The 23,621-nt window shown below is 33.5% G+C and carries 18 protein-coding genes; 13 read left to right on the forward strand and 5 right to left on the reverse strand.

The window, feature by feature from the left end; all coding sequences use genetic code 11:
• Positions 1-6: 6 nt before the first annotated feature.
• The 5 genes from MWU65_RS05795 to MWU65_RS05815 all read right to left on the reverse strand — a co-directional run bounded on the left by MWU65_RS05795 (position 7) and on the right by MWU65_RS05815 (position 5,515).
• The gene (locus tag MWU65_RS05795; protein WP_247076237.1) at positions 7-1,266 is read right to left on the reverse strand and encodes a dihydroorotase; all 1,260 of its coding nucleotides are present in this window, start codon (positions 1,264-1,266) and stop codon (positions 7-9) included.
• Positions 1,263-3,185: a BatA and WFA domain-containing protein gene (locus tag MWU65_RS05800; protein WP_247076238.1), complete on the reverse strand. Its 1,923-nt coding sequence runs from the start codon at positions 3,183-3,185 to the stop codon at positions 1,263-1,265. The genes MWU65_RS05795 and MWU65_RS05800 overlap by 4 nt, the downstream gene beginning before the upstream one ends.
• A gap of 53 nt (positions 3,186-3,238) precedes the next feature.
• Entirely contained in the window at positions 3,239-4,249 is a 1,011-nt protein-coding gene (locus MWU65_RS05805) for a glycosyltransferase family 2 protein (RefSeq protein WP_348646023.1), read from the reverse strand.
• Between the two features lie 7 nt (positions 4,250-4,256).
• The gene (locus MWU65_RS05810; RefSeq protein WP_247076239.1) at positions 4,257-4,949 is read right to left on the reverse strand and encodes an SGNH/GDSL hydrolase family protein; all 693 of its coding nucleotides are present in this window, start codon (positions 4,947-4,949) and stop codon (positions 4,257-4,259) included.
• A 122-nt stretch (positions 4,950-5,071) separates the two neighbouring features.
• Positions 5,072-5,515: a hypothetical protein gene (locus MWU65_RS05815; RefSeq protein ID WP_247076240.1), complete on the reverse strand. Its 444-nt coding sequence runs from the start codon at positions 5,513-5,515 to the stop codon at positions 5,072-5,074.
• A 485-nt stretch (positions 5,516-6,000) separates the two neighbouring features.
• Between MWU65_RS05815 and MWU65_RS05820 the strand changes: the two genes are divergently transcribed.
• The 13 genes from MWU65_RS05820 (at position 6,001) to ilvA (ending at position 23,534) form a co-directional block, all read left to right on the forward strand.
• Complete coding sequence (locus MWU65_RS05820) at positions 6,001-6,756, forward strand: hypothetical protein (protein WP_247076241.1); 756 nt, start codon at positions 6,001-6,003, stop codon at positions 6,754-6,756.
• Positions 6,740-9,514, forward strand: coding sequence for a TonB-dependent receptor (locus MWU65_RS05825; RefSeq protein WP_348646024.1), 2,775 nt, complete (start codon positions 6,740-6,742; stop codon positions 9,512-9,514). Before MWU65_RS05820 ends, MWU65_RS05825 begins: the two co-directional genes overlap by 17 nt.
• A 7-nt stretch (positions 9,515-9,521) precedes the next feature.
• Positions 9,522-10,739: a DUF4249 domain-containing protein gene (locus MWU65_RS05830; protein WP_247076243.1), complete on the forward strand. Its 1,218-nt coding sequence runs from the start codon at positions 9,522-9,524 to the stop codon at positions 10,737-10,739.
• Positions 10,740-10,754: 15 nt separating this feature from the next.
• A complete protein-coding gene (locus MWU65_RS05835) occupies positions 10,755-11,990 on the forward strand; it encodes a DUF4249 domain-containing protein (protein ID WP_247076244.1) in 1,236 nt (411 codons plus the stop codon).
• A gap of 11 nt (positions 11,991-12,001) precedes the next feature.
• A complete protein-coding gene (locus MWU65_RS05840) occupies positions 12,002-13,765 on the forward strand; it encodes a hypothetical protein (RefSeq protein WP_247076245.1) in 1,764 nt (587 codons plus the stop codon).
• A 142-nt stretch (positions 13,766-13,907) separates the two neighbouring features.
• Positions 13,908-14,672 carry a 5-oxoprolinase subunit PxpA gene (pxpA, locus tag MWU65_RS05845; RefSeq protein ID WP_247076246.1) on the forward strand — a complete coding sequence of 255 codons (765 nt, stop codon included), beginning with the start codon at positions 13,908-13,910 and terminating at the stop codon, positions 14,670-14,672.
• Positions 14,654-15,391 carry a 5-oxoprolinase subunit PxpB gene (gene pxpB / locus MWU65_RS05850; RefSeq protein WP_247076247.1) on the forward strand — a complete coding sequence of 246 codons (738 nt, stop codon included), beginning with the start codon at positions 14,654-14,656 and terminating at the stop codon, positions 15,389-15,391. The genes pxpA and pxpB overlap by 19 nt, the downstream gene beginning before the upstream one ends.
• Positions 15,384-16,223, forward strand: coding sequence for a biotin-dependent carboxyltransferase family protein (locus MWU65_RS05855; RefSeq protein WP_247076248.1), 840 nt, complete (start codon positions 15,384-15,386; stop codon positions 16,221-16,223). Before pxpB ends, MWU65_RS05855 begins: the two co-directional genes overlap by 8 nt.
• A 382-nt stretch (positions 16,224-16,605) precedes the next feature.
• Positions 16,606-18,282, forward strand: coding sequence for a dihydroxy-acid dehydratase (gene ilvD / locus MWU65_RS05860; protein ID WP_247076249.1), 1,677 nt, complete (start codon positions 16,606-16,608; stop codon positions 18,280-18,282).
• 90 nt (positions 18,283-18,372) lie between these two features.
• Positions 18,373-20,106: a biosynthetic-type acetolactate synthase large subunit gene (gene ilvB / locus MWU65_RS05865; protein WP_247076250.1), complete on the forward strand. Its 1,734-nt coding sequence runs from the start codon at positions 18,373-18,375 to the stop codon at positions 20,104-20,106.
• A 60-nt stretch (positions 20,107-20,166) separates the two neighbouring features.
• Entirely contained in the window at positions 20,167-20,694 is a 528-nt protein-coding gene (ilvN, locus tag MWU65_RS05870; RefSeq protein WP_247076251.1) for an acetolactate synthase small subunit, read from the forward strand.
• A 44-nt stretch (positions 20,695-20,738) separates the two neighbouring features.
• Positions 20,739-22,214: a ketol-acid reductoisomerase gene (gene ilvC, locus MWU65_RS05875; RefSeq protein WP_247076252.1), complete on the forward strand. Its 1,476-nt coding sequence runs from the start codon at positions 20,739-20,741 to the stop codon at positions 22,212-22,214.
• Positions 22,215-22,283: 69 nt separating this feature from the next.
• Positions 22,284-23,534: a threonine ammonia-lyase IlvA gene (gene ilvA, locus MWU65_RS05880; RefSeq protein WP_247076253.1), complete on the forward strand. Its 1,251-nt coding sequence runs from the start codon at positions 22,284-22,286 to the stop codon at positions 23,532-23,534.
• Positions 23,535-23,621 lie beyond the last annotated feature (87 nt).

Consider the following 23,621-nt stretch of genomic DNA (forward strand, 5'->3'; position numbering starts at 1 on the left):
TCTAAATTAGTTTTTAATAGTAACCGTGTTATTTGCTATAACACCAAAAATTTCGCCCCTTAATGCCAGGTTGTAAAACATGCTATTTTTGGAAGTACTGATCGTGTTTTTTTCTGTATGGGTATAGGCTGTGTTCTCATCAAACAAAGTGAGATTCGCTTTTTCACCTTCAGCAAATAACGGGGTATGAATTCCGTACCTATCTCTCCCTTTTGTTAAGGTATTAACAGTTGTTTCTACATCAAAGATTGTATTGAGGATTCCAAAGGCTGTTTCTAATCCTATGGTACCATAGGCTGCATTATCAAATTCAATTTTCTTCTGTTCAATATCTAGTGGTGTGTGATCGGTTGTAATAAAATCGATGACTCCAGATTTTACTCCTTTTATAAGTGCAGTTACATCTTTCTTGGTTCTCAATGGCGGAAGTACCTTAAAATTGGTATCAAACTCCTCTAAAGTTTCATCGGTAAAGACCAAGTTTGGTAACGCCACATTGCAACTAACGTCTAATCCTTTTTTCTTCGCATCTGCAATAAGTTTAACAGAACCTGCAGTTGAAATGGTTGGAATGTGTAATTTACCTCCGGTATATTCCAAAATGAATAAATCTCTAGCTACTTGTAATTCCTCGGCCAAAGCAGGGATTCCTTTAAGTCCTAAACTTGTAGAAACACTTCCTTCATTTACGATACCTTTTCCGGCAATTTTAGTGTCTAATGGAAATGAATAGACCAATCCGTTAAAATTTTGTGCGTACTGTAAGGCTATTTTTAAAAGGTTAGCGTTGTCCGTTGGTTTTTTATGATCAGCATAACCAACTGCTCCTGCATTGCTCATGTCAAACAACTCGGCCAAGTCTACACCTTCACTATTCACCGTTAAAGCTCCAAGCGGGTGAAGGGTTGTACTCGTGTTTTTAGCCCTGTCTTTTATAAATGAAATTGTAGAACTTGTATAAGGTACAGGGTTTGTGTTTGGATTAAGTATGATGTCGGTAAACCCACCGTTAGCCGCTGTTTTAAGTCCGTTTACAATGGTTTCCCTTTCTTCATATCCTGGCTCACCAAAAGAAACACTGCTATCAAACCAGCCTATAGAAACACATAAATTATCACGGCTAATTACCTTTACGTCGCCATCCTCTTTTATCGTAGGAGCTATTGTATCAATAATACCATTCTTTAGCAAGATATCTCGCTTTTGTAAATGGAGTTTCTTGTTGGTGCTATCAAAAATTTTGGCCGATTTTATTAGTATGTTCATGAAAGATATTTTTGGATAAGAACTTCTAGTACTAGAAAAAACATTGCAAAAATAACAAACCATTTCCAAAGCTCAGATACCTTTTGCTTATTTTCTAAATTTTGAAATAATTTCGTTATCGATTCATTCGTTGTGCTTGCATCCAAAGCGTGTACATCAAGATAGGTCAATACACTTTCTTTTCTAGGGTAATTTAAACTAATTGTATTTAATATAGAATCTCCTTTATTAACAGTATAAATTCCATCTGTATCCGGAACATCGTTTAATGTAAGGGTTATTTTGGTTGCAAACGATTGTTGTAAGGGAATGTATTCTGTACTGCCCTTGGTTAGTTTTAAAATATTGTCATTTTCTAATGGTGTTTCTATATCTACTTTTGTTGTTACACCTACGACGTTATATAATTGGGGCAGTTTAAGACTACTGGAACCCATTGTATAAAATGTAGGTACAATTAATGGAGCGTTTTTAAAGTTGGAATGCTCTTTAGATAGGGCAGCTGTAAAAAAATAGAATCCGTTTGCTCCCACTAAAAATGGAGCTTGATTATCGAAATTTAAAAGGGTGGGTGCTGTGGTTTTAACTGGAAAATAACTTTGAACCGTTGGGTATTGAAAATTGGTAATGTTTTTCTCAAATACATTTTTATACAAGGGATGAGAAAACGCAATGTCTGTAATTTTACGCGCCATAGGAATAGAGCTACTCATTGCAGTTGAATAATAGGATCCAAGTAATTTATTATAGATAGCCACAGTGCTTTGTATTGCGGGTACTACAACCAGGCTACCACCATTTGTTGTAAAGGAATGCAATGAATTTATTAATGATTCAGGGAGGGTTACAAGCTCGTTTAAAACAATAAGATTTTGGTTTTCTAGCGTACTGTAATTTAGTTGTTTTAGTGCAACTGTTTGCAGTGCAAATTCATCCTCAGTAAATATTCGATCCAAATAATCTGAATCACTCTCAGAGATCACTAACACCTTTATTTTCTCTTTTTTGTTGATCGTAAAAAAGAGTTGATTGTCATAAGACAAGGCCTTATCTAACACTTCAATTTTACCGTCAAATGCTGTGTTTTTTGGTAGAGTGAAAATCACAGTTGCTGTTTTATTTTGATTAAATAGGGCCGATGTTTTAGCAAATAACTGATCCTTATTATATAGCGAAACAGCAATATTTTCTGTTGCAGTGCTGCTTAATAAAGTTGCGGTCAATTCCATATTTTCAGCATCAATTTTAGAAATATAGGCACTGTCTATACTAATATTATTGCTGTGGTTAGGATTTAATTTTATAAAATGGGTATGGACAGTAGTGGCACTATCTATTTTGGTAGTACCCATAGCCTGTTGAAAATCTGAAATAATTATTAAATCCTTTTCAGTATTATTTTTTGAACTAAAAATAGTATTCGCTTTTATACTAATTTCATGCAAACTCAATTGGTTATTGGTATATTTTAAAGACAGTAAATCGTTTTGAATATCCTTTAGACTTGTGTTTTTATAGGTGTTAGAATTGGTAAACAGGCTAAATTGATTTTCCTTTCTTAGGTTTTTTATTAGTTCTTGCGTAGCATCCTTTAGCAGATCGATGTCATTATTCTTGGCCTGCATGCTAAAAGAATTATCTAAGTATATTACAGTTTCCTTTTGCTTTAAGGCGCCTTTTTGTGCAAAAAAAGGTTGTGCAAAAGCTAGTATTATGCCCGCAAAAATTAAAAGTCTTGTAAAAAGGAGCAACCATTTCTTTAGGTTGCGGGTTTTTCTGGATTCCACTTGTACTTTTTGTAATACTTTTACATTAGTAAAGGGAGTTTTTTTAAATTTCCGAAGTTGAAAAAGATGAATGAATAGCGGAACTAATAGTAAAAATAAAGCCCAAAGAAGTTCCGGATATTTAAACTGCATTCCTTAATTTAATTTCCCAAATATAAGCAATTAGATGAAAAGGATCTGCTTCTTTAGCAAAAGAAAAAATAATCTTTCATAGCTGCTAATTCGAACTGTTTTAACTTATTTCTAATACTTTTTTGAGCCTCCTCATTAGCCACAGTTATAATGATTTGACTTTTTTTTACGGAAGATATGGCTGAAAAATGTAGTAAACGTTGGTTGTATATATCCTTTCCAATTTTCTTAGGATTGTTGCAAACCCAAAGAAAAGGGGTTTTATTGTGTATTAATTTTTTAGCAATTTCTTTTCCTTTGGATCCAGCGCCCCAAACAATAAGGGTATGGGTTAATTTGTATTCCAATGCTAAGAAGTAGTCTAATTTAATATCTAAAAAGTAGTTTTGAGCATAATGCGCGCTAGTTCTCGAGGATCTAGTGTCGTAATCTCGCCATAGATGTAAAACTTGGTTGCAAGGAATGCATTGTAGCTCTGTTTTATAAAAGCGAAATGCAAGGTCATAATCTTCAGGATATCTATTGGGGTTAAAGGCATTAGCTTTTTCAAAATCGTTTTTATGTAGCATCCAACAAGGAGATGGGATGACGCACTCCTTATAAATTTCAGAAAAATTACTTCCAGTAATCGTTAGTTTATTGAGCCATTCTTCATAGCGTTTGTAACCGTTGTTTACACCAGTCGCACAAAAATATTCAACCTTTCCAATTGCAATATGTCCTTTTCCTTTTTTTAAAAGTGAACTTAGCATAACCTCCAATTTATTGGGAGTCATAATATCATCAGCATCCATTCTTGTAATATATATTCCGCTAGATAAGGTGTAGGCAAGTTGTAGTGCCTGGATTATACCTTTTCCTGTATTTGTTGTACATGTAATTCGCGAATCTTGGGTAACATAAGAATGCAATAGTTGTTCACTATTGTCTGTAGAGTGGTCGTTTATAGCAATTAGCTCCCAGTTTTTATAGGTTTGTGAAAGGATAGATAGGATACATTCATCAAAATAAGCAGCTACATTTTTAAAAGGTATTAAGATGCTTATTAGTGGTGTTTGCATCATGAGGTACCTATTTTTTTCTCTTTAAAGCTTTGGCAATTGCCTTATCGGCCAGAGGAGCCATTAACTGATAACCAAGAAGATTGGGGTGTACCCCATCTTTAGAATGAATTTTTTTCAATCCGTTTTCTGGCGTAGCCATTGCCGAAAAATAATCCAAATAGACAATTTTCATTTCTTTGGCATATGCTTTAAGTATTGCGTTTAGCGCTGGAATTTTAGTATTTGGGCTTTTATTGGGGCTCCATTTATAATCAAATGCGGGTAGGGTAGAAGAAATAACAACTTTAATATTGTTTGCACGTGCTATTTCCGCCATACTCTTAATGTTGTCTGCAATTTCTTCTAATGTAGCTGGTCCCGTATTCCCTGCGATATCGTTGGTGCCTGCCAAAATAACAACAACTTTTGGTTTTAGATTAATTACATCTTGCCTAAATCGCAATACCATTTGCGGTGTAGTTTGTCCGCTAATTCCCCTATTGATATAGGCTTTGTCTGAAAAATATTCGGGCATAAGATTGCCCCAACCCTGTGTAATTGAATTCCCCATAAAAACAACTCTGTCTTCATTTTTATCAGGTTCCTCTAATTTTTCATTGGCTTTTTTAAACCGGTTTAAATTAGCCCAATCTTGGGCACTAGCGTTAAATGCCATAAATAAACATATAAGTAAAGAAGCGGTAAATACTGTGTTTTTCATCTTTCGGTAAACTTGAAGAGCCTAATATAAAGATAAAAATGGAATAGTGTAGAATAATTGAAGTTGATGATTTTTAAAAACATCAACTTCAATTATTTGCAAGGTAGGCTGTACTAATTTTTTTAAATTTTTTTAATATTGGTGTTAAGGCCTTCTACGATACCCATTATATTGTTCACGGTCTCCTTAAAATGATGCCGTACTAAATCGTTTGGGATTTTAATAGTTGTAAACCCATTTTTAAAAGAATGCATTGCTTCTTCTAAGTCATTTAGAGCCTGTTCATGCGTAAGCATGTTGTATTCAGTGTCAATCTCAATATTGAGCTTTACGCGAGATATGGCTATGTCAACAGACTTTTTACCATCCCACCACTCTAACATTGGGTTTACGTTTTTCTCTTTCAGACCATAGTACAATTGTATGGCCTCTTTGGGGGTTTTATTCTTTAAGATTAATTTGTTTAATCTTAGTTGATGCTTGGTACATAATGCAACACCAAATGCGTCTATCGCATTTTTAAGTTCAATATGGCTAAGCTCATTCTTACATTCTAAACATGTCATTCAAAGTAGGTTTAATCTCATTTGGGATTATTATAACAGATTTTTTTTAGGTTTATTACTTACTTTCGTTGAACTACAGCCATCTTTTTATGTTTTAGATGAAATGCATTAAAAATGAATTCATTAGCTGAATTGTTTTTTTTAGAGGATGTGAATAAAGTGTACCCTGCAAGGAGGTAATGATATGATTCGATTTCAAATTAATTAAGCATAGTCAGTAAAGTAATTCGATAGGAATTAAAAGTGGTAACTATTCATTTTTTTGTTAGTAGGGCCAAGCTTTTTTTGTGAATTTACCTTTGTATAAAATTGATAAAACGAATACAACCTTTCATTATTTTTCAAGGGATAATAATTTGGTTAATCCTCCTGTATGTTTTATTTCTCTGTTTTTATTTTTTGAAATAAAATTTTGGTTAAATTCACCTTTTTAATTAATTGATTTTTGTGTATGTATTTGATACACATTTAAATTTTTACCGAATATGATATCAAAAAACATAAGAACTTTTATTCTTATATTTTTCGCCTTAATTTCACGGTTGGTTTGGTCTCAGGAAGTTTCGACTACAGCTGAGATATACAATTGGTTTGATGCTAAGGTTGGGCCTGAAAATACAGCCATCTTTAATGGTTACCTTGATACTGGTGATGGTTTCTTTGAGAAAAATAAATCATTTAAGAATACACATCGGTATTTTGAATCCTATGATTTTTTTATTGGATCTTTAGTGTATAGTGGACAACCGTATTTTGATTTACAACTCAAATATGATTTATTTGAAGAAGAACTTTTAATTCATCTTAAAAATAGGGAAGGAATGCTGATACCCATACAACCTATTAAAAATAAGGTTGAACGCTTTTTTATAGGTGAGAATCAATTTGTAAACTTGAACAACTATAAAATCCAAGGTGCAGGTATAAATGGGTTTGCAGAGGTACTCTATGAATCACCTTCCATAACCCTCTTTAAAAAACATAAAAAAACACGGCGGTCTATAGTGGATGATGAAAGATTACTTTATAAATATAAGAAAGCAAATTTTAATTTCATCCTTTATGAAAATAGATTTTATAGGGTAAAAAATAGAAGTGATTTTATGAGTGTTTTTCCAAAATATAAAAAAGAAATTAAAAAATATGGTATTAAAAAGTCATCACTAGATTTGGATATGATTCATCTTTTAGAAGGTTTGCAAATTTTAATACAAACTAAAACAAGTGAATTTGAGAACTAAAATTATAACCGTCTTATTTGTTCATTTTTTGGTTTTCGGATTTGCTCAAGAAAACAAAGATTTAATTTCTTTAAGTTTTGAAAATGCCAAAAGAATTGATGTAATTCATACTTTAGAAGAAAAAACTAATTATACCTTTTATTTCGTTGAGGAATGGTTGGACCAAAATGTTATTTCGGGAAGCTTTAGGAACGCAGCTTTGTCAGATGTTCTAGGTTTTATATTTGAGAAAACAAATCTTAATTATTTTATTCTAAATTCCAAAAGTATAATTCTTACTCAAAACCGGGTTGTTTATAGCGAATTACCTCCTAATTTTTTTGGAAAAAAAGAAATATCCGTTGATGAAGAAAAGCATTCTCCTGTAGTAAATAAGCCAATTTTTTATTCCAAAAATAGTTCTTCAAGAGAAATTGAGACCGAAACTTCTATTATCGGCAAGGAAAACGTTCTAGACAAACGTAAAATGTTTACGGTCAGTGGATATGTCACAGACAGTAAAAGCGAGAATACAATTTCAGATGTTTTAATTTTTGTTCAAAACGCGGGTTCAGGAACTGTGTCAAATGGTCTTGGCTATTATGAAATATCGATCCCTAAAGGTGAAAATGAGCTTGTAATTAGTTCTATGGGGTTTAAAGAAATTCAGAAGAAGATTATCGCCTATAATGATGGTGTCCTTAATATAGCTATGACTGAAAATATAGAAGAATTAGATGAAGTTATTCTCGATGGTAACCAAAACAGCAATGTTGAAGAAGCTGAAATGGGTGCCAATGAAATCAGTTCAGAAGAAACTAAGAACATTCCAATGGTTATGGGAGAGCGCAATATTTTAAAAGTTGCTACAACCTTACCAGGAATAACTACTGCCGGTGAAGGCTCGGGAGGGTTTAATGTAAGAGGAGGCAAAACAGACCAAAACTTAATACTTTTGGATGATGCAGTATTATATAATCCGGCACATTTTTTCGGTATTTTTCAAGCCTTAAATCCATTCACAACAAAATCCATTAAAATTTATAAAGGAAGTGTTCCTGCACAGTTTGGTGGTCGACTCTCATCCGTTTTTGATATTACAACAAAAGATGCTAATTTAAAGGAGTTTCAAGGAGAGGCATCTATAGGACCTGTAACAAATAATGTGGCTCTAGAAATTCCTTTGAAGGAGAATAAAACGGCTGTAATGCTTGGAGGTCGAAGTTCATATTCTGACTGGATCTTAAAATCCTTAAATGAGAAATCACTAGAAAATAGTAAAGCCTCTTTTTTTGATCTTGTTGCCAAGTTTAATACCAAAATAGATAACACAAGTGAAATACGAGGTACGGCCTATTATAGTAAGGACGACTTTAGTATTACATCAGATTCTATGTATACCTATAGTAACCGATTGTTTTCTGTAAATTGGTTAAAAAAAATCAACGAAAAAAATATAGGAAGTTTTTCCATTTTCAATAGTCATTATAAATACAACATAGATTATGAAGGTGTGGGCAATAGTAATTTTGCTTTTTATTACGACATTAATGAAATTGGGTTAAAATTGAATATTGATTACCTATCTAGTAAACAACATAAAATAAATTATGGGGTATCTTCCAAAAAATACATTGTTAGCCCTGGAAATATAGATCCTTTGGGAGAGAGCTCGGATATAGCATCATTACATATAGCCAAAGAGCAGGGTATGGAATCTGCTATATATCTTACAGATAACTATGAAATAAACGACAAATGGCTGGTAAGCATGGGGCTTCGGTATTCCATGTTTCAAGCGTTAGGTAGTGCTTCACCCAGAGTATATCAAAATAATATGCCAAAAAATGAAGAAACTATTATTGATACCTTGAGTTTTGGTAAAAATAAAATTGTAAAAAACTATGGCGGATTAGAAACCCGATTATCTGGGAGATACCTGCTCAATAAAAAGGTATCTCTTAAAATGGGTTACAACAGCATGTATCAATATGTTCATACCTTAACGAACAATACAACAATGTCTCCAATTGATATTTGGAAACTATCAGATTATAACGTAAAACCACAACAATCGGAACAAATAGCATTGGGTATTTTTAAAAATATAGAAGGGAATACCTATGAAGTTAGTATTGAGGGCTATTATAAAAAATCAAAAAATATTCCAGATTTTAAAACGGGCGCGCAACTTTTGTTGAATGAAAATGTAGAGACTGAAATATTACAGGGAGAAGGTAAATCTTATGGGGTAGAACTTTTAGTACGGAAGAACCAAGGTAAACTTAATGGGTGGATAGGGTATACCTACTCAAGGTCCTTCTTAAAATTAGATAGTGATTTTGAAGAGGAGGAAGTGAATAAAGGTGATTATTTTCCCTCAAATTACGACAAACCTCATAATTTAAGTATAGTTTCAAACTTAAAATTAACGAGGAGATTTAGTCTTTCAGCAAATTTTGAATACCAAACAGGAAGGCCAATTACATACCCCATAGGTAATTTTGAATATCAAGGTTCTACGTATACCGTTTATAGTGATAGAAATAAATACAGAATCCCTGATTATTACAGGTTAGATTTAAGTTTTAATGTAGAAGGAAATCATAAGTTAAAAAAACCGGGGCATGGTTATTGGAATTTTTCCATATATAATGTTTTGGGGAGAAACAATCCATATGCTGTATTTTTTGTGACTAAGGATGGGGACGTAAAAGCATATAAAAGTTCAATTTTTTCTATTCCAATTCCTACGATTTCATATAATATTAAATTCTGATTTCAAAATGAAAAACGGATTTTTAAAATTGGATAGGTATAAAAAAAATGTTGTAGTGATGTTTGCTTTGCTTATGGCTACAGGGTGTATAGAAGAATTCAAGGCCAAAACCGAATCCTTTGAAAGTTTACTTGTAGTAGAGGCCGTTTTAACAAATGAAAATAAAAAGCATACAATTAAATTAAGTAGAACATTTAGGTTTGAAGAATATAACTCAGCCCCTGAACAATTTGCAGTTGTTAGTATTAAAGATACCCAGAACAGTGAATATCTGTTTATAGAGTCTAATCCGGGAATATATACTTCTGTGACAGAATTTAGTGCCCAAGCAGAAGTAGGGTATACTTTATATATAGAAACAGGTCTAGGTGAAAAATATATTTCCAAATCAGAAATTTTTAAAAATGGAGCAGAAATAGAAAATATATATGCAGAGGAACAAATGGATGAAGAAGGAAAAACAGGTATAGGAGTGTTTTTAGATTCAAATGACCCTATAGGTGAAACCGATTATTACAGGTTTGAATATGAAGAAACCTATAAAATAATTGTTCCGAAATGGGACCCTAATGATTTAATAATTTCTTCTGAAGCCCTATTAACATTTACGGAAGTCCCAAAAACTAAAGAAATACAAGTGTGTTATAGCACAAATTATTCTGATAAAAATATTTTAAAATCATCAGTCGGATTAAATTCTACTAAACTCTTGAAAACTCCCATTCGTTTTATTAATAAGGAAGATTATATGATTTCTAATAGGTATTCTATTTTTATAAAACAGTATTCAGTATCTAGAGAGGCTTATACTTTTTATAAAGATTTGAATGATTTTTCCGGGAATCAAAGTTTGTTTTCTCAAAGGCAACCTGGATTCTTACAGGGTAACATATCTTCAGTAAATAATGAAAATAATGTAATTGGTTTTTTTGATGTGTCTTCAGTAACAAGCAAACGATTATTTTTTAATTATAGAGATTTCTTTGATTTTTATATATTTTCTTATCCGTATGAGTGTAACACAATACAACCCGTAAACCCTGCAATAATAAAAAATTTAATAGATTGGGGTTATGTTTATGTTGGTATTAATTACTGTACTATAGCCCCAACAATCGAGTGTGATTTTACCATTCCACAAGGACCGTATTTATTTGTATCTAAAGAATGTGGAGACTGTACTGTAATCGGAACTAATATTAAACCTAATTTTTGGATAGACTAATTATAAAAAGTAGAAATGAAATTCAATTTAAAACAATTTTTTAACCATAAGAAACATATTATTTTAAGTATGTTTATACTTCTTTTGGCTATTGGTTGCATTGAAGAATTTAATGCTAAAACTGAATCTTTTGAAAGTTTACTAGTGGTAGAGGCTGTTTTAACGGATGAACACAAAAACCATGAAATTAGATTAAGTAGAACCTTCCGGTTTGAAGAGTATGATGCAGCCGCAGAACAAAGGGCTGTTGTTCGTATACAGGACAATCAGAATAATGAATTTGTGTTTTCGGAAACTGCCCCAGGAATATATAATTCTATGGTTGAATTTAGTGCGCAACCTACTATAGAATATACGCTTTTTATAGAAACAGATAGCGGTGAAAAGTATACAACCAAATCTGAAATTATACCACAAGACACACAGATAGAAAATGTTTATGCAGAAGCAAAAACAGATGAAGATGGTGCCCTAGGGGTCGGAGTTTTTTTAGATAGTTATAATCCTTCTGGTGAAAAGGGTTATTACAGGTATGAATATGAAGAGACACATAAGGTAATTGTTCCAAAGTACAATGATTCCACTTTAATTTTGGTGTCTCAAAATCCAATAACTTTTGAGTTGGTTCAAAAAACAGAACAAAAAAAAGAATGTTATGTAACCAACTATTCTATATCCAATATTCTAGAGTCGGGAGTAGATTTAAATACAGATAGAATACGTAAAACTCAAATTCGTTTTATTCCAATTACAGATTATGTACTTGCTAACAGATATTCTATCGTAGTTAAACAATATTCCGTTTCGCGGGAGGCTTATGCATTTTATAAAAATTTAAATGATTTTTCGGGCTCTCAAAATCTATTTTCACAGGTACAACCGGGATTCATAAAAGGCAATATCTACGCTGAAAATAATGAGAATAATGTCATTGGTTTTTTTGATGTTTCTGCTGTCACGAGATCGGAGCGAATATTTTTTAACTATCAAGATTTTTATCCAAATAGTGACGGTCCAGAATACCCCTATAGTTGTGATAGAATTACGCCATGGCCTTACCAATTGGTGCCAATGATAGAAGAAAATAGAGTAGTTTACTCACAAGAAAATCCATGCTTAACAGCTGACCCGCCAATTGATTGTGATTTTGGTCCTGACAATCCACAAGGACCATATGAGGTAACTTATTTAGAGTGTGGTGATTGTACAACGTTTGGAACCAATGTTATTCCCGAATTTTGGGAAGAATAATAAAAATGCGAATGAAAAAATTAATCTATAGAATTGTAATCATCATCAGTGCCATAAGCAGTGTTAAGGGGCAAAGTATACCGAATAGTCCTACTGATCAATTATTTCGGTCCAAGATTCCAACAGAAAAAGTCTATCTTCATATGAACTCCTCATTGCTATTTGTAGGGGAATCACTTTACTATTCCTTTTATTGCTTAAATGGAGACACGGATAACTTAAGTTCATTGAGTGATATTGGATATGTTGAATTGGTGTCTGAAGATAAGATCGTGGTTCTTAAGCAAAAATTGAAGTTAGAAAAAGGAATGGCATCTAGTGATCTATTTATTCCAGTATCCATACCGTCTGGGAATTATAAAATTATTGGATACACCAAGTGGATGGTAAACCAGAATTCATTTTTTCAGGAAGATATCAGTATAATTAATCCCTATCAAGAAAATCAAAAAGCTATTTTACAGCAAAACGATGTGCAATTAAGGCTAGAAAAACCACAATTAAGAAATAAGCTAGACGATAATTTTGAACTGCTTATGGACAAAACTTCCTTTAAAAAGCGCAGTAAGGTTACCCTTAAAATGATTAACAGATCTAATTCTGCAGCGAATCTGTCAATGACTGTAGGAAATATTAGCCCAATTAAACCCAACGCAACCCAACAAAGTGCAACAGGTGTTTTAAAGGATAAACCTAGCGCTAATACATTTAAACTGAAGAGAGATTCTATTTGGCTTCCTGAAGTAAGAGGAGAAATTATTAGTGGAAAAATTATACCCATTAATGATACCTTAAAAGTATCAAACATTAATATATCCTTATCAATCCCGGATAAAATTAATGGCTTTATAAAAATAGCGAATACTAATAATAAGGGTGATTTTTACTTTAATATATCTGAAGAATTTTATTCTGAAGTGGAAGCTGTTTTTCAAGTAATTCACAAGCATAAGCAATTGTATAAAATTGAGTTAGATGCTAATGTTACATTGGATTATTCAGATTTAAACTTTGAGAAATTCAGTATTAGTCCGGCAATGGAAAAATTAATTAAGCAACGGAGTGTTTATAACCAAATAGAAAATAGTTATTTCAGTGTAAAGCCAGATTCTATAGTTGAAAAGCAAACAGAATTTTTGTTTAATGGAAGGGATGTACTCGTTTTTGATTTGGATGATTATACTCGGTTTAATACAGTAAAAGAGACATTAGTAGAAATTATAGAGCATGTATGGGCAACCAAAGAAAACGAAAAAAATGTACTTCGTGTTAGGCAGAGAAGTACCTATTACGGTAACGCATTAAGTACAGAGAGTGAAGATCCCTTGGTTCTTGTTGATGGAGTTTTTGTACAGGATTATAATACGGTTATTAATTATGATGCACGAAAGGTTAAAACCATTAGTGTTATTAGAGATAAGTATGTTTATGGGGATCGTATCTATCAAGGGGTTATTTTAATACAAACTAAAACTGGGGACTTTATGTTGCAAGATCAAGGAGCTTATATTCTGAGAAGAAAACTAATCTATCCCGAAAAAAATAAAAGTTATTTTAAACAAGAATACTCCACTCAAAATCAAAACAGAACGAAACGTTTTCCTGATTTTAGGAGCCAACTTTTATGGGAACCTCATTTGTATACTAAAGCTCATGAAACACAAGAAATTAGCTTTTATACTTCCGATGTAGAAGGTGATTTTAAAGTGGTTTTAGAAGGGTTTATGCAAAATGGAAAGGCTATCTCCATTGAGAAATTTTTTAAGGTTAGGTAGCTCTATTTATCCTATTGTAAACCGCTTAACTAAGTTATTCCGGTAACTTAGTTAAACACCATCCTTCAAAATGAATTTGTAATTTATTGCTATTGATAAATTGGAAACCTTAGAGGTAAAAAAATTTAAATGCGGAAAAGAGATGAAGAAGAATATATTTCAAATCGATATTAATTGTGATGTTGGTGAGGGTATTGGGAATGAAACCCGTATTTTCCCTTATATCTCATCCTGTAATATTGCTTGCGGCGGCCATACCGGTACGCTTCAGCAAATGGTTGAAATGGTACAATTAGCTAAGAAAAATGGAGTAAAAATAGGGGCACACCCATCTTATCCAGATCCTATTAATTTTGGTAGAAAATCCATGCTTATATCTGAAGATGAATTGATTCAAAGTATTCAACTTCAAATTAAAAATTTAGAACTTGTTATTAAGGAGCATAACAGTACTTTGCACCATATAAAACCTCATGGTGCCTTGTACAATGATATTGCAAATAATAAAAAATTGGCTACCACTTTTTTAAAGGCTATTGAAGGCTATAAGGTAACAACTGTGCTTTATGTGCCCTATGGTTCTGTAATAGCTGGTCTTGCAGTTACAAAAGGATTTAAAATAAGTTATGAAGCTTTTATGGATAGAAATTATAACGATGACCTAAGTTTAGTTGAGCGTTTTAAGCCTAATGCTATGATTAAAAATTCTAGGGCAGTCCTCCATCATATTTTACCAATGATAAAGAATAATATAGTAATTACTAATTCAAAAAAAAGTATTAGATTTAATGCAAATACGTATTGTATTCACAGTGATACCGAAAACAGTAGTAGTATATTATTGTATCTTTATAATGAATTACCCAAACATTCCATTTCCATAAAAAAATGTACAAATACCCCGTAAGTATAAAACAATTTGGAGAAAAAGCTATTATCATAGAATGGCCTCATTACGTAGAAGAAGCTATCTTAAATGACATACTTCAATTTAGTACAAGTCTTAAAGCAAACTATTTAAAAAACAACAATTTTGAATTGGTAACTGCATATAATTCATTAACACTGATCTTTTATGATACCAATTTTAATTTTAATAAAACCAAAGATTTTCTTTTAGGCTGTTATAAAAATGAAGAGCAGCAAATTCTTTTTAAAAATTCTGTTTGGAAAATCCCTGTTTGTTATGATGAGGAGTTTGGAGTGGACCTTTTAGAGGTGGCCCAAAAATTGAGGATGACCCCAAAACAAGTAATTAAAAACCATACAAGTACTACATATACAGTGTATGGTATAGGATTTTTACCTGGGTTTATGTACTTGGGAGGATTATCTAAAGAAATGGAGGTACCTAGAAGGGAAGTTCCTCGTTTAAAAGTGTTGAAAGGTGCTGTTGGCCTAGCGTCAAAACAGACAGGAATTTATCCACAAGAGTCGCCCGGAGGATGGAATATTATAGGCAATTGTCCATTTCCCTTGTTTGATGCCAAAGTTGAAATTCCAATCTTTGTAAGCGTTGGGGATAAAATTCAGTTTTATGCCATATCAAAATCGGAATATGATCTATTAAAAATAGAAATTGAAATCGGAATTTTTACTACTAAAAATATGTTAGCGAATGGTTAAAATGCTTAAAGCTGGTTTTTATACTAGTATACAAGATTTAGGACGGTTTCACCATAGGAGTCAAGGAATTCCTGTTTCTGGAGCAATGGATTCTTATGCGGTTACCCATTTAAACAAGCTTTTAGAAAATGAAGAAAATGCGGCGGTCTTAGAAATTACAATTACAGGTCCAACCTTAGAGTTTACGGAAGATACTTATATCGCTTTTGGCGGCGCAGAATTTGATGTTCAATTAAACGGAATCCCTGTAAAAGATCATAAAATTCATAAAATTGGGAAAGGCGATGTACTTAGTTATGGAACGCTCATTAAGGGCTACAGAGGTTATTTGGCTATAAAAGGCGGATTTAAAACAGATGAAATATTGGGTAGTAGATCATGGTTTAAGCCGGTAACAACCAAGGGCTCATTTCTTAAAAATGATAAAATTCCATACACCCCAGAAACACTTTTCTCACCTTTACTCAGTGAGGTAACTTTAAAATCGCACTTATTAGATAAAGAATTAACGGTTTATAAGGGCCCCGAATTTGATCAATTATCAGCGGAACAACAAGGACGCTTATTTTCTAAAGGTTTTACAATAGCAAAAGAAAATAACCGAATGGCATATCAACTCAATGAATTATTAGAGGCACATCAATTGTCAATGTTAACGTCTGCAACATTACCTGGTACTGTACAACTAACTCCTGCTGGAAAGTTAATCATATTAATGAAAGATGGTCAAACTACAGGAGGCTATACTAGAGCTTTGCAATTATCGGAAGAATCCATACATATATTGGCACAAAAGAAAACAGGAGATACCATTACTTTTAAACTAATTTAAGAAATGGTAATGTTTTGCATATTTAAATTTTTTAAGTAATATTGCCATAGCAATGAAGAACAAATTTAATATAATACAAGTCATTCTTACCACTTTCGGGGGGTGATACGGTCTTATATTGATTTTAAGAAGCCTGTGTCATATCAAAATGACACAGGCTTTTTTATTCACTTAAAAAACGATCTAAATATCGCTAAAAAAAATAGATGGATGTGATATCTTTTATGGGTTTATTTGTTTGATAATCAAATGTTTAATCCATTTTAAAGGAAGTTGAATTTATACAAAAAAACAATGTTAAAAAAATGAAGAATCTTAAAGAATTATATTTGAATGATATAGTATTTTCAACAGGAATCAAGAATTGCAAGAAATAATATAAATGGAATTAAACAAGTATAGTAAGAACGTTACACAAGACCCTACACAACCCGCTGCACAAGCCATGTTGTACGGAATAGGTTTTAAAGATGAAGATTTTAAAAAACCAATTGTTGGAATTGCAAGTACTGGTTACGAGGGAAACCCTTGTAATATGCATTTAAATGATTTGGCTTTAGATGTGAAAGCTGGGGTAAACTCCAATGAATCTGTAGGTTTAATATTTAATACCATTGGTGTTAGTGATGGTATTTCTATGGGAACACCGGGCATGCGTTTTTCTTTACCTTCAAGAGATATTATTGCAGATTCTATGGAAACCGTGGTTCAAGGGATGTCTTATGACGGTTTGGTAACTGTTGTGGGTTGTGATAAAAATATGCCTGGTGCGTTAATGGCGATGATTCGTTTAAACAGACCTTCAATTTTAGTATATGGAGGAACCATAGCTTCGGGTTGCCATAACGATAGAAAATTAGATATTGTTTCTGCTTTTGAAGCCTGGGGTGAAAAAGTGGCGGGCACCATGAAAGAGGAGGAATTTGGATGTATTATAAAGAAAGCAATTCCTGGTGCTGGTGCTTGTGGCGGTATGTATACGGCAAACACTATGGCCTCTGCTATAGAAGCATTAGGTATGTCCTTGCCTTATAATTCTTCTAATCCAGCTGTGGGTAAAGAGAAAAAGGAAGAATCTATAGCTGCTGGAAAGCAAATGTATTATTTGCTAGAACACGATATTAAACCTTTAGATATTATTACTAGGAAATCCTTAGAAAATGCCATTCGTTTGGTTACAATAATGGGAGGCTCCACAAATGCAGTGCTTCACTTTTTAGCTATCGCTAGGGCTGCTGATATCGATTTTACTTTACAAGATTTTCAACATATTAGTGATACAACACCGTTTATAGCAGATTTAAAACCAAGTGGAAAGTATCTAATGGAAGATATTCACCGTATTGGAGGTGTTCCAGCAGTTTTAAAATATTTATTGAAAAATGGAATATTGCATGGAGATTGCTTAACAGTAACAGGTAAAACTTTAGCAGAAAATTTAGTGGATGTTCCAGATTTAATTGAAGGTCAGGATGTTATTCGACCCTTAGATAATCCTATTAAAGCAACCGGACATTTACGTATGCTCTACGGAAATTTAGCTGAGAATGGTTCTGTGGCTAAAATTACTGGAAAAGAAGGCTTATTATTTAAAGGTACAGCGAAAGTATTTAATAGTGAATATGATGCCAATGATGGTATTCGCGACGGTAAGGTTAAAAAAGGTGATGTGGTTGTTATTCGCTATGAAGGCCCCAAAGGGGGACCAGGAATGCCGGAAATGCTAAAACCAACAGCTGCTATTATGGGTGCTGGACTAGGGAAAGAAGTTGCTTTAATTACAGATGGTCGTTTTTCTGGTGGTACCCACGGATTTGTAGTAGGACATATTTCTCCTGAAGCACAAGATGGTGGAACTATTGCCTTGGTTCAAGATGGGGATATTATCACCATTGATGCAGAAACAAATGCGATCAATGTAGATGTTACCGATGCCGAACTCGCAAAACGCAAACAAGCTTGGGTTGCCCCAGCATTAAAATTTAAAAAAGGTGTATTGTATAAATATGCACGTTCTGTATCATCTGCTTCACAAGGTTGTGTTACAGATGAATTTTAACTAAAAATAAAATCAAAAAATACAAAAGTAGCTGTAGCATTTTAAAGGCTTTTAAATAGATACAGATTCTTTTAACTTGAATTTTTTAAAATGGAGACATTAAAAGAAAGAAAGACTTCAGTAAAAAGCAAGACAACACTAAAAATTAGTGGGGCTGAAGCAATTATACATTGTTTAGTAGCCGAAGGTGTAGACTTATTATACGGTTACCCAGGTGGGGCTATTATGCCCGTTTACGATGAGCTTTATAAGTTTCAAGACAAATTAACCCATATTTTAACCCGCCATGAACAAGGGGCTACCCATGCTGCCCAAGGGTATGCAAGGGTAACGGGTAAAGTAGGAGTGGCCATGGCAACCTCTGGACCTGGTGCCACTAATCTAGTGACAGGTTTGGCAGATGCGCAGATAGATTCTACACCTATGGTGTGTATCACTGGGCAAGTAACACGTCATTTATTAGGTTCAGATGCCTTTCAAGAAACAGATATTATTGGTATTTCTACACCTGTTACCAAGTGGAATTATCAAGTAACAAGGGCAGAAGAAATTCCAGAAATATTAGCGAAGGCATTTTATATTGCACGATCTGGACGTCCAGGTCCTGTATTAATAGATATTACTAAAAATGCCCAAATAGATGAATTCGATTTTAGTTATACGCCATGTACAGGAGTACGCAGTTATAACCCTTTTCCGAAGCCTGATGTAACCCAAATTGAAGCTGCTGCAGCATTAATAAACAATGCTAAAAAGCCTTTAATCGTTTTTGGTCAAGGTGTTATTTTAGGAGAAGCCGAGGAACAATTAAAAACATTGGTTGAAAAAGCAGGAATACCAGCAGCTTGGACAATTTTAGGACTATCCGCATTAGATACAAACCATCCATTAAATGTTGGTATGGTAGGTATGCATGGTAACTATGCTCCCAACATGTTAACCAATGAATGTGATGTTTTAATTGCGATTGGGATGCGCTTTGATGATCGTGTTACTGGTAGTTTAGACACCTATGCAAAGCAAGCCAAAATTATTCATTTTGATATAGATCCTGCTGAAATAAATAAGAACGTAAAGGTAGATGTTGCCGTTCTTGGAAATTCTAAGGAGACGCTGGGGTTAATACTCCCTTTAATTAATAAAACTGAGCATACTACTTGGCACAACCAATTTAAGGATAAATATAAAATTGAGTTTGATGCTGTTATTAATAAGGATATTCACCCCACCAAGGAAAAGTTAACAATGGGTGAAGTTATAGAGCAAATCAATATTGCTTCTAATAACAGTGCCGTTATTGTTACAGATGTTGGTCAGCACCAAATGATAGCATGCCGATATGCTAAATTCAATCAAAGTAAAAGTAATATTACTTCTGGTGGTTTAGGTACAATGGGTTTTGCCTTACCCGCTGCTATTGGCGCAAAAATGGGAAGAATGGATCGAGAAGTAGTTGCTATAATAGGAGATGGAGGCTATCAAATGACTATACAAGAACTGGGTGTCATTTTTCAGCACAAAGTACCCGTTAAAATTGTGGTTCTCAACAATGATCATCTTGGGATGGTTCGGCAATGGCAAGAATTATTTTTTGAAAAAAGATATGCTTCAACGGTTATGGTAAATCCAGATTTTGTAAAAATTGCTGAAGGCTATCATATCAAATCTAAACGAATTAGTGAACGTAGTGAATTGCAATCAACCATTGCAGAAATGATGGCATCTAAGGAGGCATACTTCTTAGAAGTAAAGGTGGAAAAAGAGGATAATGTATTCCCTATGATTCCATCAGGGGCTTCGGTTTCAGAAGTGCGATTAAAATAAATATTAATTAAATAAATCCGATTTTTCACCTTGAGATTCGAGGTTCGGAGCAATATGAAAATGGAAAATAATTGGTATACCATATCGGTTTATTCTGAAAACAACGTTGGCTTGTTAAACAGAATATCAGGCATATTTTTAAAGCGACATATAAATATAGAAGGACTTAATGTTTCTAAATCAGAAATTGATGGGGTTTCTAAATTTACTATTGTCATTCATACAACAGAACAATGGGTGCAAAATATTGTGGGTCAAATAGAAAAGCAAATAGAGGTTATTAAAGCTTTTTATCATCCAGACGATGAAATAATTTACCAAGAATCTGCTTTGTTTAAAATCTCTTCAGATTTGTTGTTTGATGAACGCCAAATACAAAACATTATAAAAGACAACAATTCACAGATTGTAACCGTGGCACGCGATTTCTTTGTTTTATCCAAATCAGGAAAACGAGATGAGATTGATAAAATGCACAGCGAGCTAGAACCTTATGGTATTATGCAATTTGTTAGGTCTGGTAGAATAGCAGTAAGTAAAGCAGAAATGCGCATCAGTAGTTTATTAGAAGAGTTTCAACATAATTAATTAATCAATCCTAAAATTATTGGGATAAAAAAGAGTACAAGAAAATGTCAAATTATTTTAATACGTTATCACTTAGAGATCAATTAACCCAATTGGGAAAATGTAGATTTATGGATTCTTCGGAATTCTCAGAAGGTGTAACGGCCTTAAAAGGTAAAAAAATAGTAATTATAGGTTGTGGAGCACAAGGTTTAAACCAAGGTTTAAATATGAGAGATTCTGGTTTGGATATTTCATTTACTTTAAGAGCTGCTGCAATTCAAGAAAAAAGAGATTCTTATAAAAATGCAACAGAAAACGGATTTACGGTTGGCACCTATGAAGAATTAGTGCCAAGTGCAGATGTTGTAATCAACTTAACGCCAGATAAGCAGCATACTAATGTGGTAACAACAGTAATGCCATTAATGAAAAAAGGGGCAACCCTTTCGTATTCTCATGGTTTTAATATTGTGGAAGAAGGGATGCAGATTCGTGAGGATATAACCGTTATTATGGTTGCACCTAAGTGTCCTGGTTCTGAAGTTAGAGAAGAGTATAAAAGAGGTTTTGGAGTACCAACCTTAATTGCTGTACATCCAAATAATGATCCAGAAGGTAAGGGATTTGAGCAAGCAAAAGCATATGCAGCAGCAACTGGAGGACATAAGGCAGGTGTCTTAGAATCTTCGTTTGTAGCTGAAGTAAAATCAGATTTAATGGGAGAACAAACTATACTTTGTGGTTTGTTACAAACAGGATCTATTCTTTGTTATGATAAAATGATTGCTGAAGGAATTGATGCTGGTTATGCTTCTAAACTAATTCAGTACGGTTGGGAAACTGTTACAGAAGGTTTAAAATATGGTGGTATTACCAACATGATGGATCGTTTGTCTAATCCAGCAAAAATTAAGGCTTTTGAATTATCAGAAGAATTAAAAGATATTATGCGTCCGTTGTTTCAAAAGCATATGGATGATATCATGGAAGGTCATTTTTCAAAAACCATGATGGAAGACTGGGCTAATGATGATAAAAACTTATTAGATTGGCGTGCCGCAACGGGAGAAACAGCTTTTGAAAAAACACCTGCTGGTAGTCAAGAAATTTCGGAACAAGAATATTACGATAATGGTGTGTTAATGGTGGCAATGGTGAGAGCCGGAGTAGAGCTTGCTTTTGAAGCTATGACAGAATCTGGTATTATTGCTGAATCTGCTTATTATGAGTCCTTACATGAAACGCCATTAATAGCAAATACTATTGCAAGAAAAAAATTATTTGAAATGAATAGAGTAATTTCTGATACTGCTGAGTACGGTTGTTATTTGTTTGATCATGCATGCAAGCCTTTGCTTAAAGATTTTATGGAAACAGTTGATACCTCTGTTATTGGTAAGAAATATAGTGTAGGCGATGATAATGGTGTAGATAATGCCAAATTAATTGCAGTTAATAAAGCATTAAGAGAGCATCCCGTAGAAAAAGTAGGAGCAAGATTACGTGCATCTATGACAGCTATGAAGCCAATTGTTTAAATTTTTTAATTATATTCTTAGGCCTGTCAGGTTTCTTTGAAACTAGACAGGCTTTTTATTTATCAAACAATGTCATATTTCCCAAACATTAAAGATATTCGTGCAGCTGCTAAAACTATTAGTGCCGTTGCTGCGGTAACTCCATTAATGGAGAGCATTCGATGTTCCAAACAATTTAACGCTACCATTCTTTTAAAGAGAGAGGATTTACAAAGGGTACGTTCCTATAAAATTAGGGGCGCCTACAATAAGATAAGCTCTTTATCAGCAGAAGAACGCAGTAAAGGTGTTGTTTGTGCTAGTGCAGGTAACCATGCGCAAGGGGTGGCCTTTGCATGTAATCACTTAGGTATAAAGGGAACTATTTATATGCCTACTGTAACTCCAAAACAGAAGATAGAACAAACAGAAATGTTTGGGGGAGATTGGGTTACTCTTGTTTCTGAAGGTGATACTTTTGATGATTCTTATAAAGCTGCGTTGAAAACTTGTCAAGAACAGGGTAAAGTATTTGTACATCCTTTTGATGATCCAAAAATAATTGAAGGACAGGCTACCGTAGGTTTGGAAATAATAGAGCAAAGCACTTCACCTATAGATTATATTTTTGTTGCAATTGGTGGTGGGGGCTTAGCCGCTGGATTATGTGGTGTATTTAGAGCCTTGTCACCACACACAAAAATTATTGGGATTGAACCAGAAGGAGCACCGTCTATGAAAATATCCATAGCAAACGGGAAAAATACAGAATTAAAAAAGATTGATAAGTTTGTTGACGGGGCAGCCGTACAAAGAGTAGGGGATCTCACTTTTGATATCTGTAAGGATCACTTAGATGCAGTTATTACCGTACCAGAAGGTAAGGTTTGTCAAACCATCTTAGATCTGTACAATAGAGATGCCATAGTAGTAGAACCTGCCGGAGCATTGACTATTGCGGCATTAGATCAATATGCCCAAAAACTGCAAAACAAAAATGTAGTTTGTATTGTAAGCGGCAGTAATAATGATATTACTAGAACTGCAGAAATTAAGGAACGCGCCTTGTTGTACGGAAATTTGAAACATTATTTTATTGTTCGTTTTCCACAGCGTCCTGGAGCATTAAAGGAGTTTGTTGCAGAAATTTTAGGTCCAACAGATGATATTACGCATTTTGAATATTCCAAAAAGTCTAGCAAAGAAAATGCTCCTGCTGTGGTGGGTATCGAATTGAAAAGTCCGGATGACCTTAAACCGCTGATTAATAGAATGAAGGAAAATAACTTTTTTGGGGATTATTTAAATGATAAACCAGATTTGTTTCAATATTTGGTTTAAGAAATCACAATTTATTTTCTTTTTATGAAATAAGTGGATAAAAAACGTTTTTGCTATCAAAACGTCCCATTTTCCTATTTTAACACA

This window comes from Cellulophaga sp. F20128 (genome assembly GCF_023015805.1).
Lineage (GTDB): Bacteria > Bacteroidota > Bacteroidia > Flavobacteriales > Flavobacteriaceae > Cellulophaga.

Bases quoted from the DNA above. Each gene is read 5' to 3' on its own strand.
- ilvD (WP_247076249.1), top strand. From the start codon at position 16,606: ATGGAATTAAACAAGTATAGTAAGAACGTTACACAAGACCCTACACAA.
- ilvA (WP_247076253.1), top strand. From the start codon at position 22,284: ATGTCATATTTCCCAAACATTAAAGATATTCGTGCAGCTGCTAAAACT.
- ilvC (WP_247076252.1), top strand. From the start codon at position 20,739: ATGTCAAATTATTTTAATACGTTATCACTTAGAGATCAATTAACCCAA.
- pxpB (WP_247076247.1), top strand. From the start codon at position 14,654: ATGTACAAATACCCCGTAAGTATAAAACAATTTGGAGAAAAAGCTATT.
- MWU65_RS05800 (WP_247076238.1), bottom strand. From the start codon at position 3,185: ATGCAGTTTAAATATCCGGAACTTCTTTGGGCTTTATTTTTACTATTA.
- MWU65_RS05805 (WP_348646023.1), bottom strand. From the start codon at position 4,249: ATGATGCAAACACCACTAATAAGCATCTTAATACCTTTTAAAAATGTA.
- MWU65_RS05815 (WP_247076240.1), bottom strand. From the start codon at position 5,515: ATGACATGTTTAGAATGTAAGAATGAGCTTAGCCATATTGAACTTAAA.
- MWU65_RS05810 (WP_247076239.1), bottom strand. From the start codon at position 4,949: ATGAAAAACACAGTATTTACCGCTTCTTTACTTATATGTTTATTTATG.
- ilvB (WP_247076250.1), top strand. From the start codon at position 18,373: ATGGAGACATTAAAAGAAAGAAAGACTTCAGTAAAAAGCAAGACAACA.
- MWU65_RS05795 (WP_247076237.1), bottom strand. From the start codon at position 1,266: ATGAACATACTAATAAAATCGGCCAAAATTTTTGATAGCACCAACAAG.
- ilvN (WP_247076251.1), top strand. From the start codon at position 20,167: ATGGAAAATAATTGGTATACCATATCGGTTTATTCTGAAAACAACGTT.
- MWU65_RS05840 (WP_247076245.1), top strand. From the start codon at position 12,002: ATGAAAAAATTAATCTATAGAATTGTAATCATCATCAGTGCCATAAGC.
- MWU65_RS05820 (WP_247076241.1), top strand. From the start codon at position 6,001: ATGATATCAAAAAACATAAGAACTTTTATTCTTATATTTTTCGCCTTA.
- MWU65_RS05855 (WP_247076248.1), top strand. From the start codon at position 15,384: ATGGTTAAAATGCTTAAAGCTGGTTTTTATACTAGTATACAAGATTTA.
- pxpA (WP_247076246.1), top strand. From the start codon at position 13,908: ATGAAGAAGAATATATTTCAAATCGATATTAATTGTGATGTTGGTGAG.
- MWU65_RS05830 (WP_247076243.1), top strand. From the start codon at position 9,522: ATGAAAAACGGATTTTTAAAATTGGATAGGTATAAAAAAAATGTTGTA.
- MWU65_RS05835 (WP_247076244.1), top strand. From the start codon at position 10,755: ATGAAATTCAATTTAAAACAATTTTTTAACCATAAGAAACATATTATT.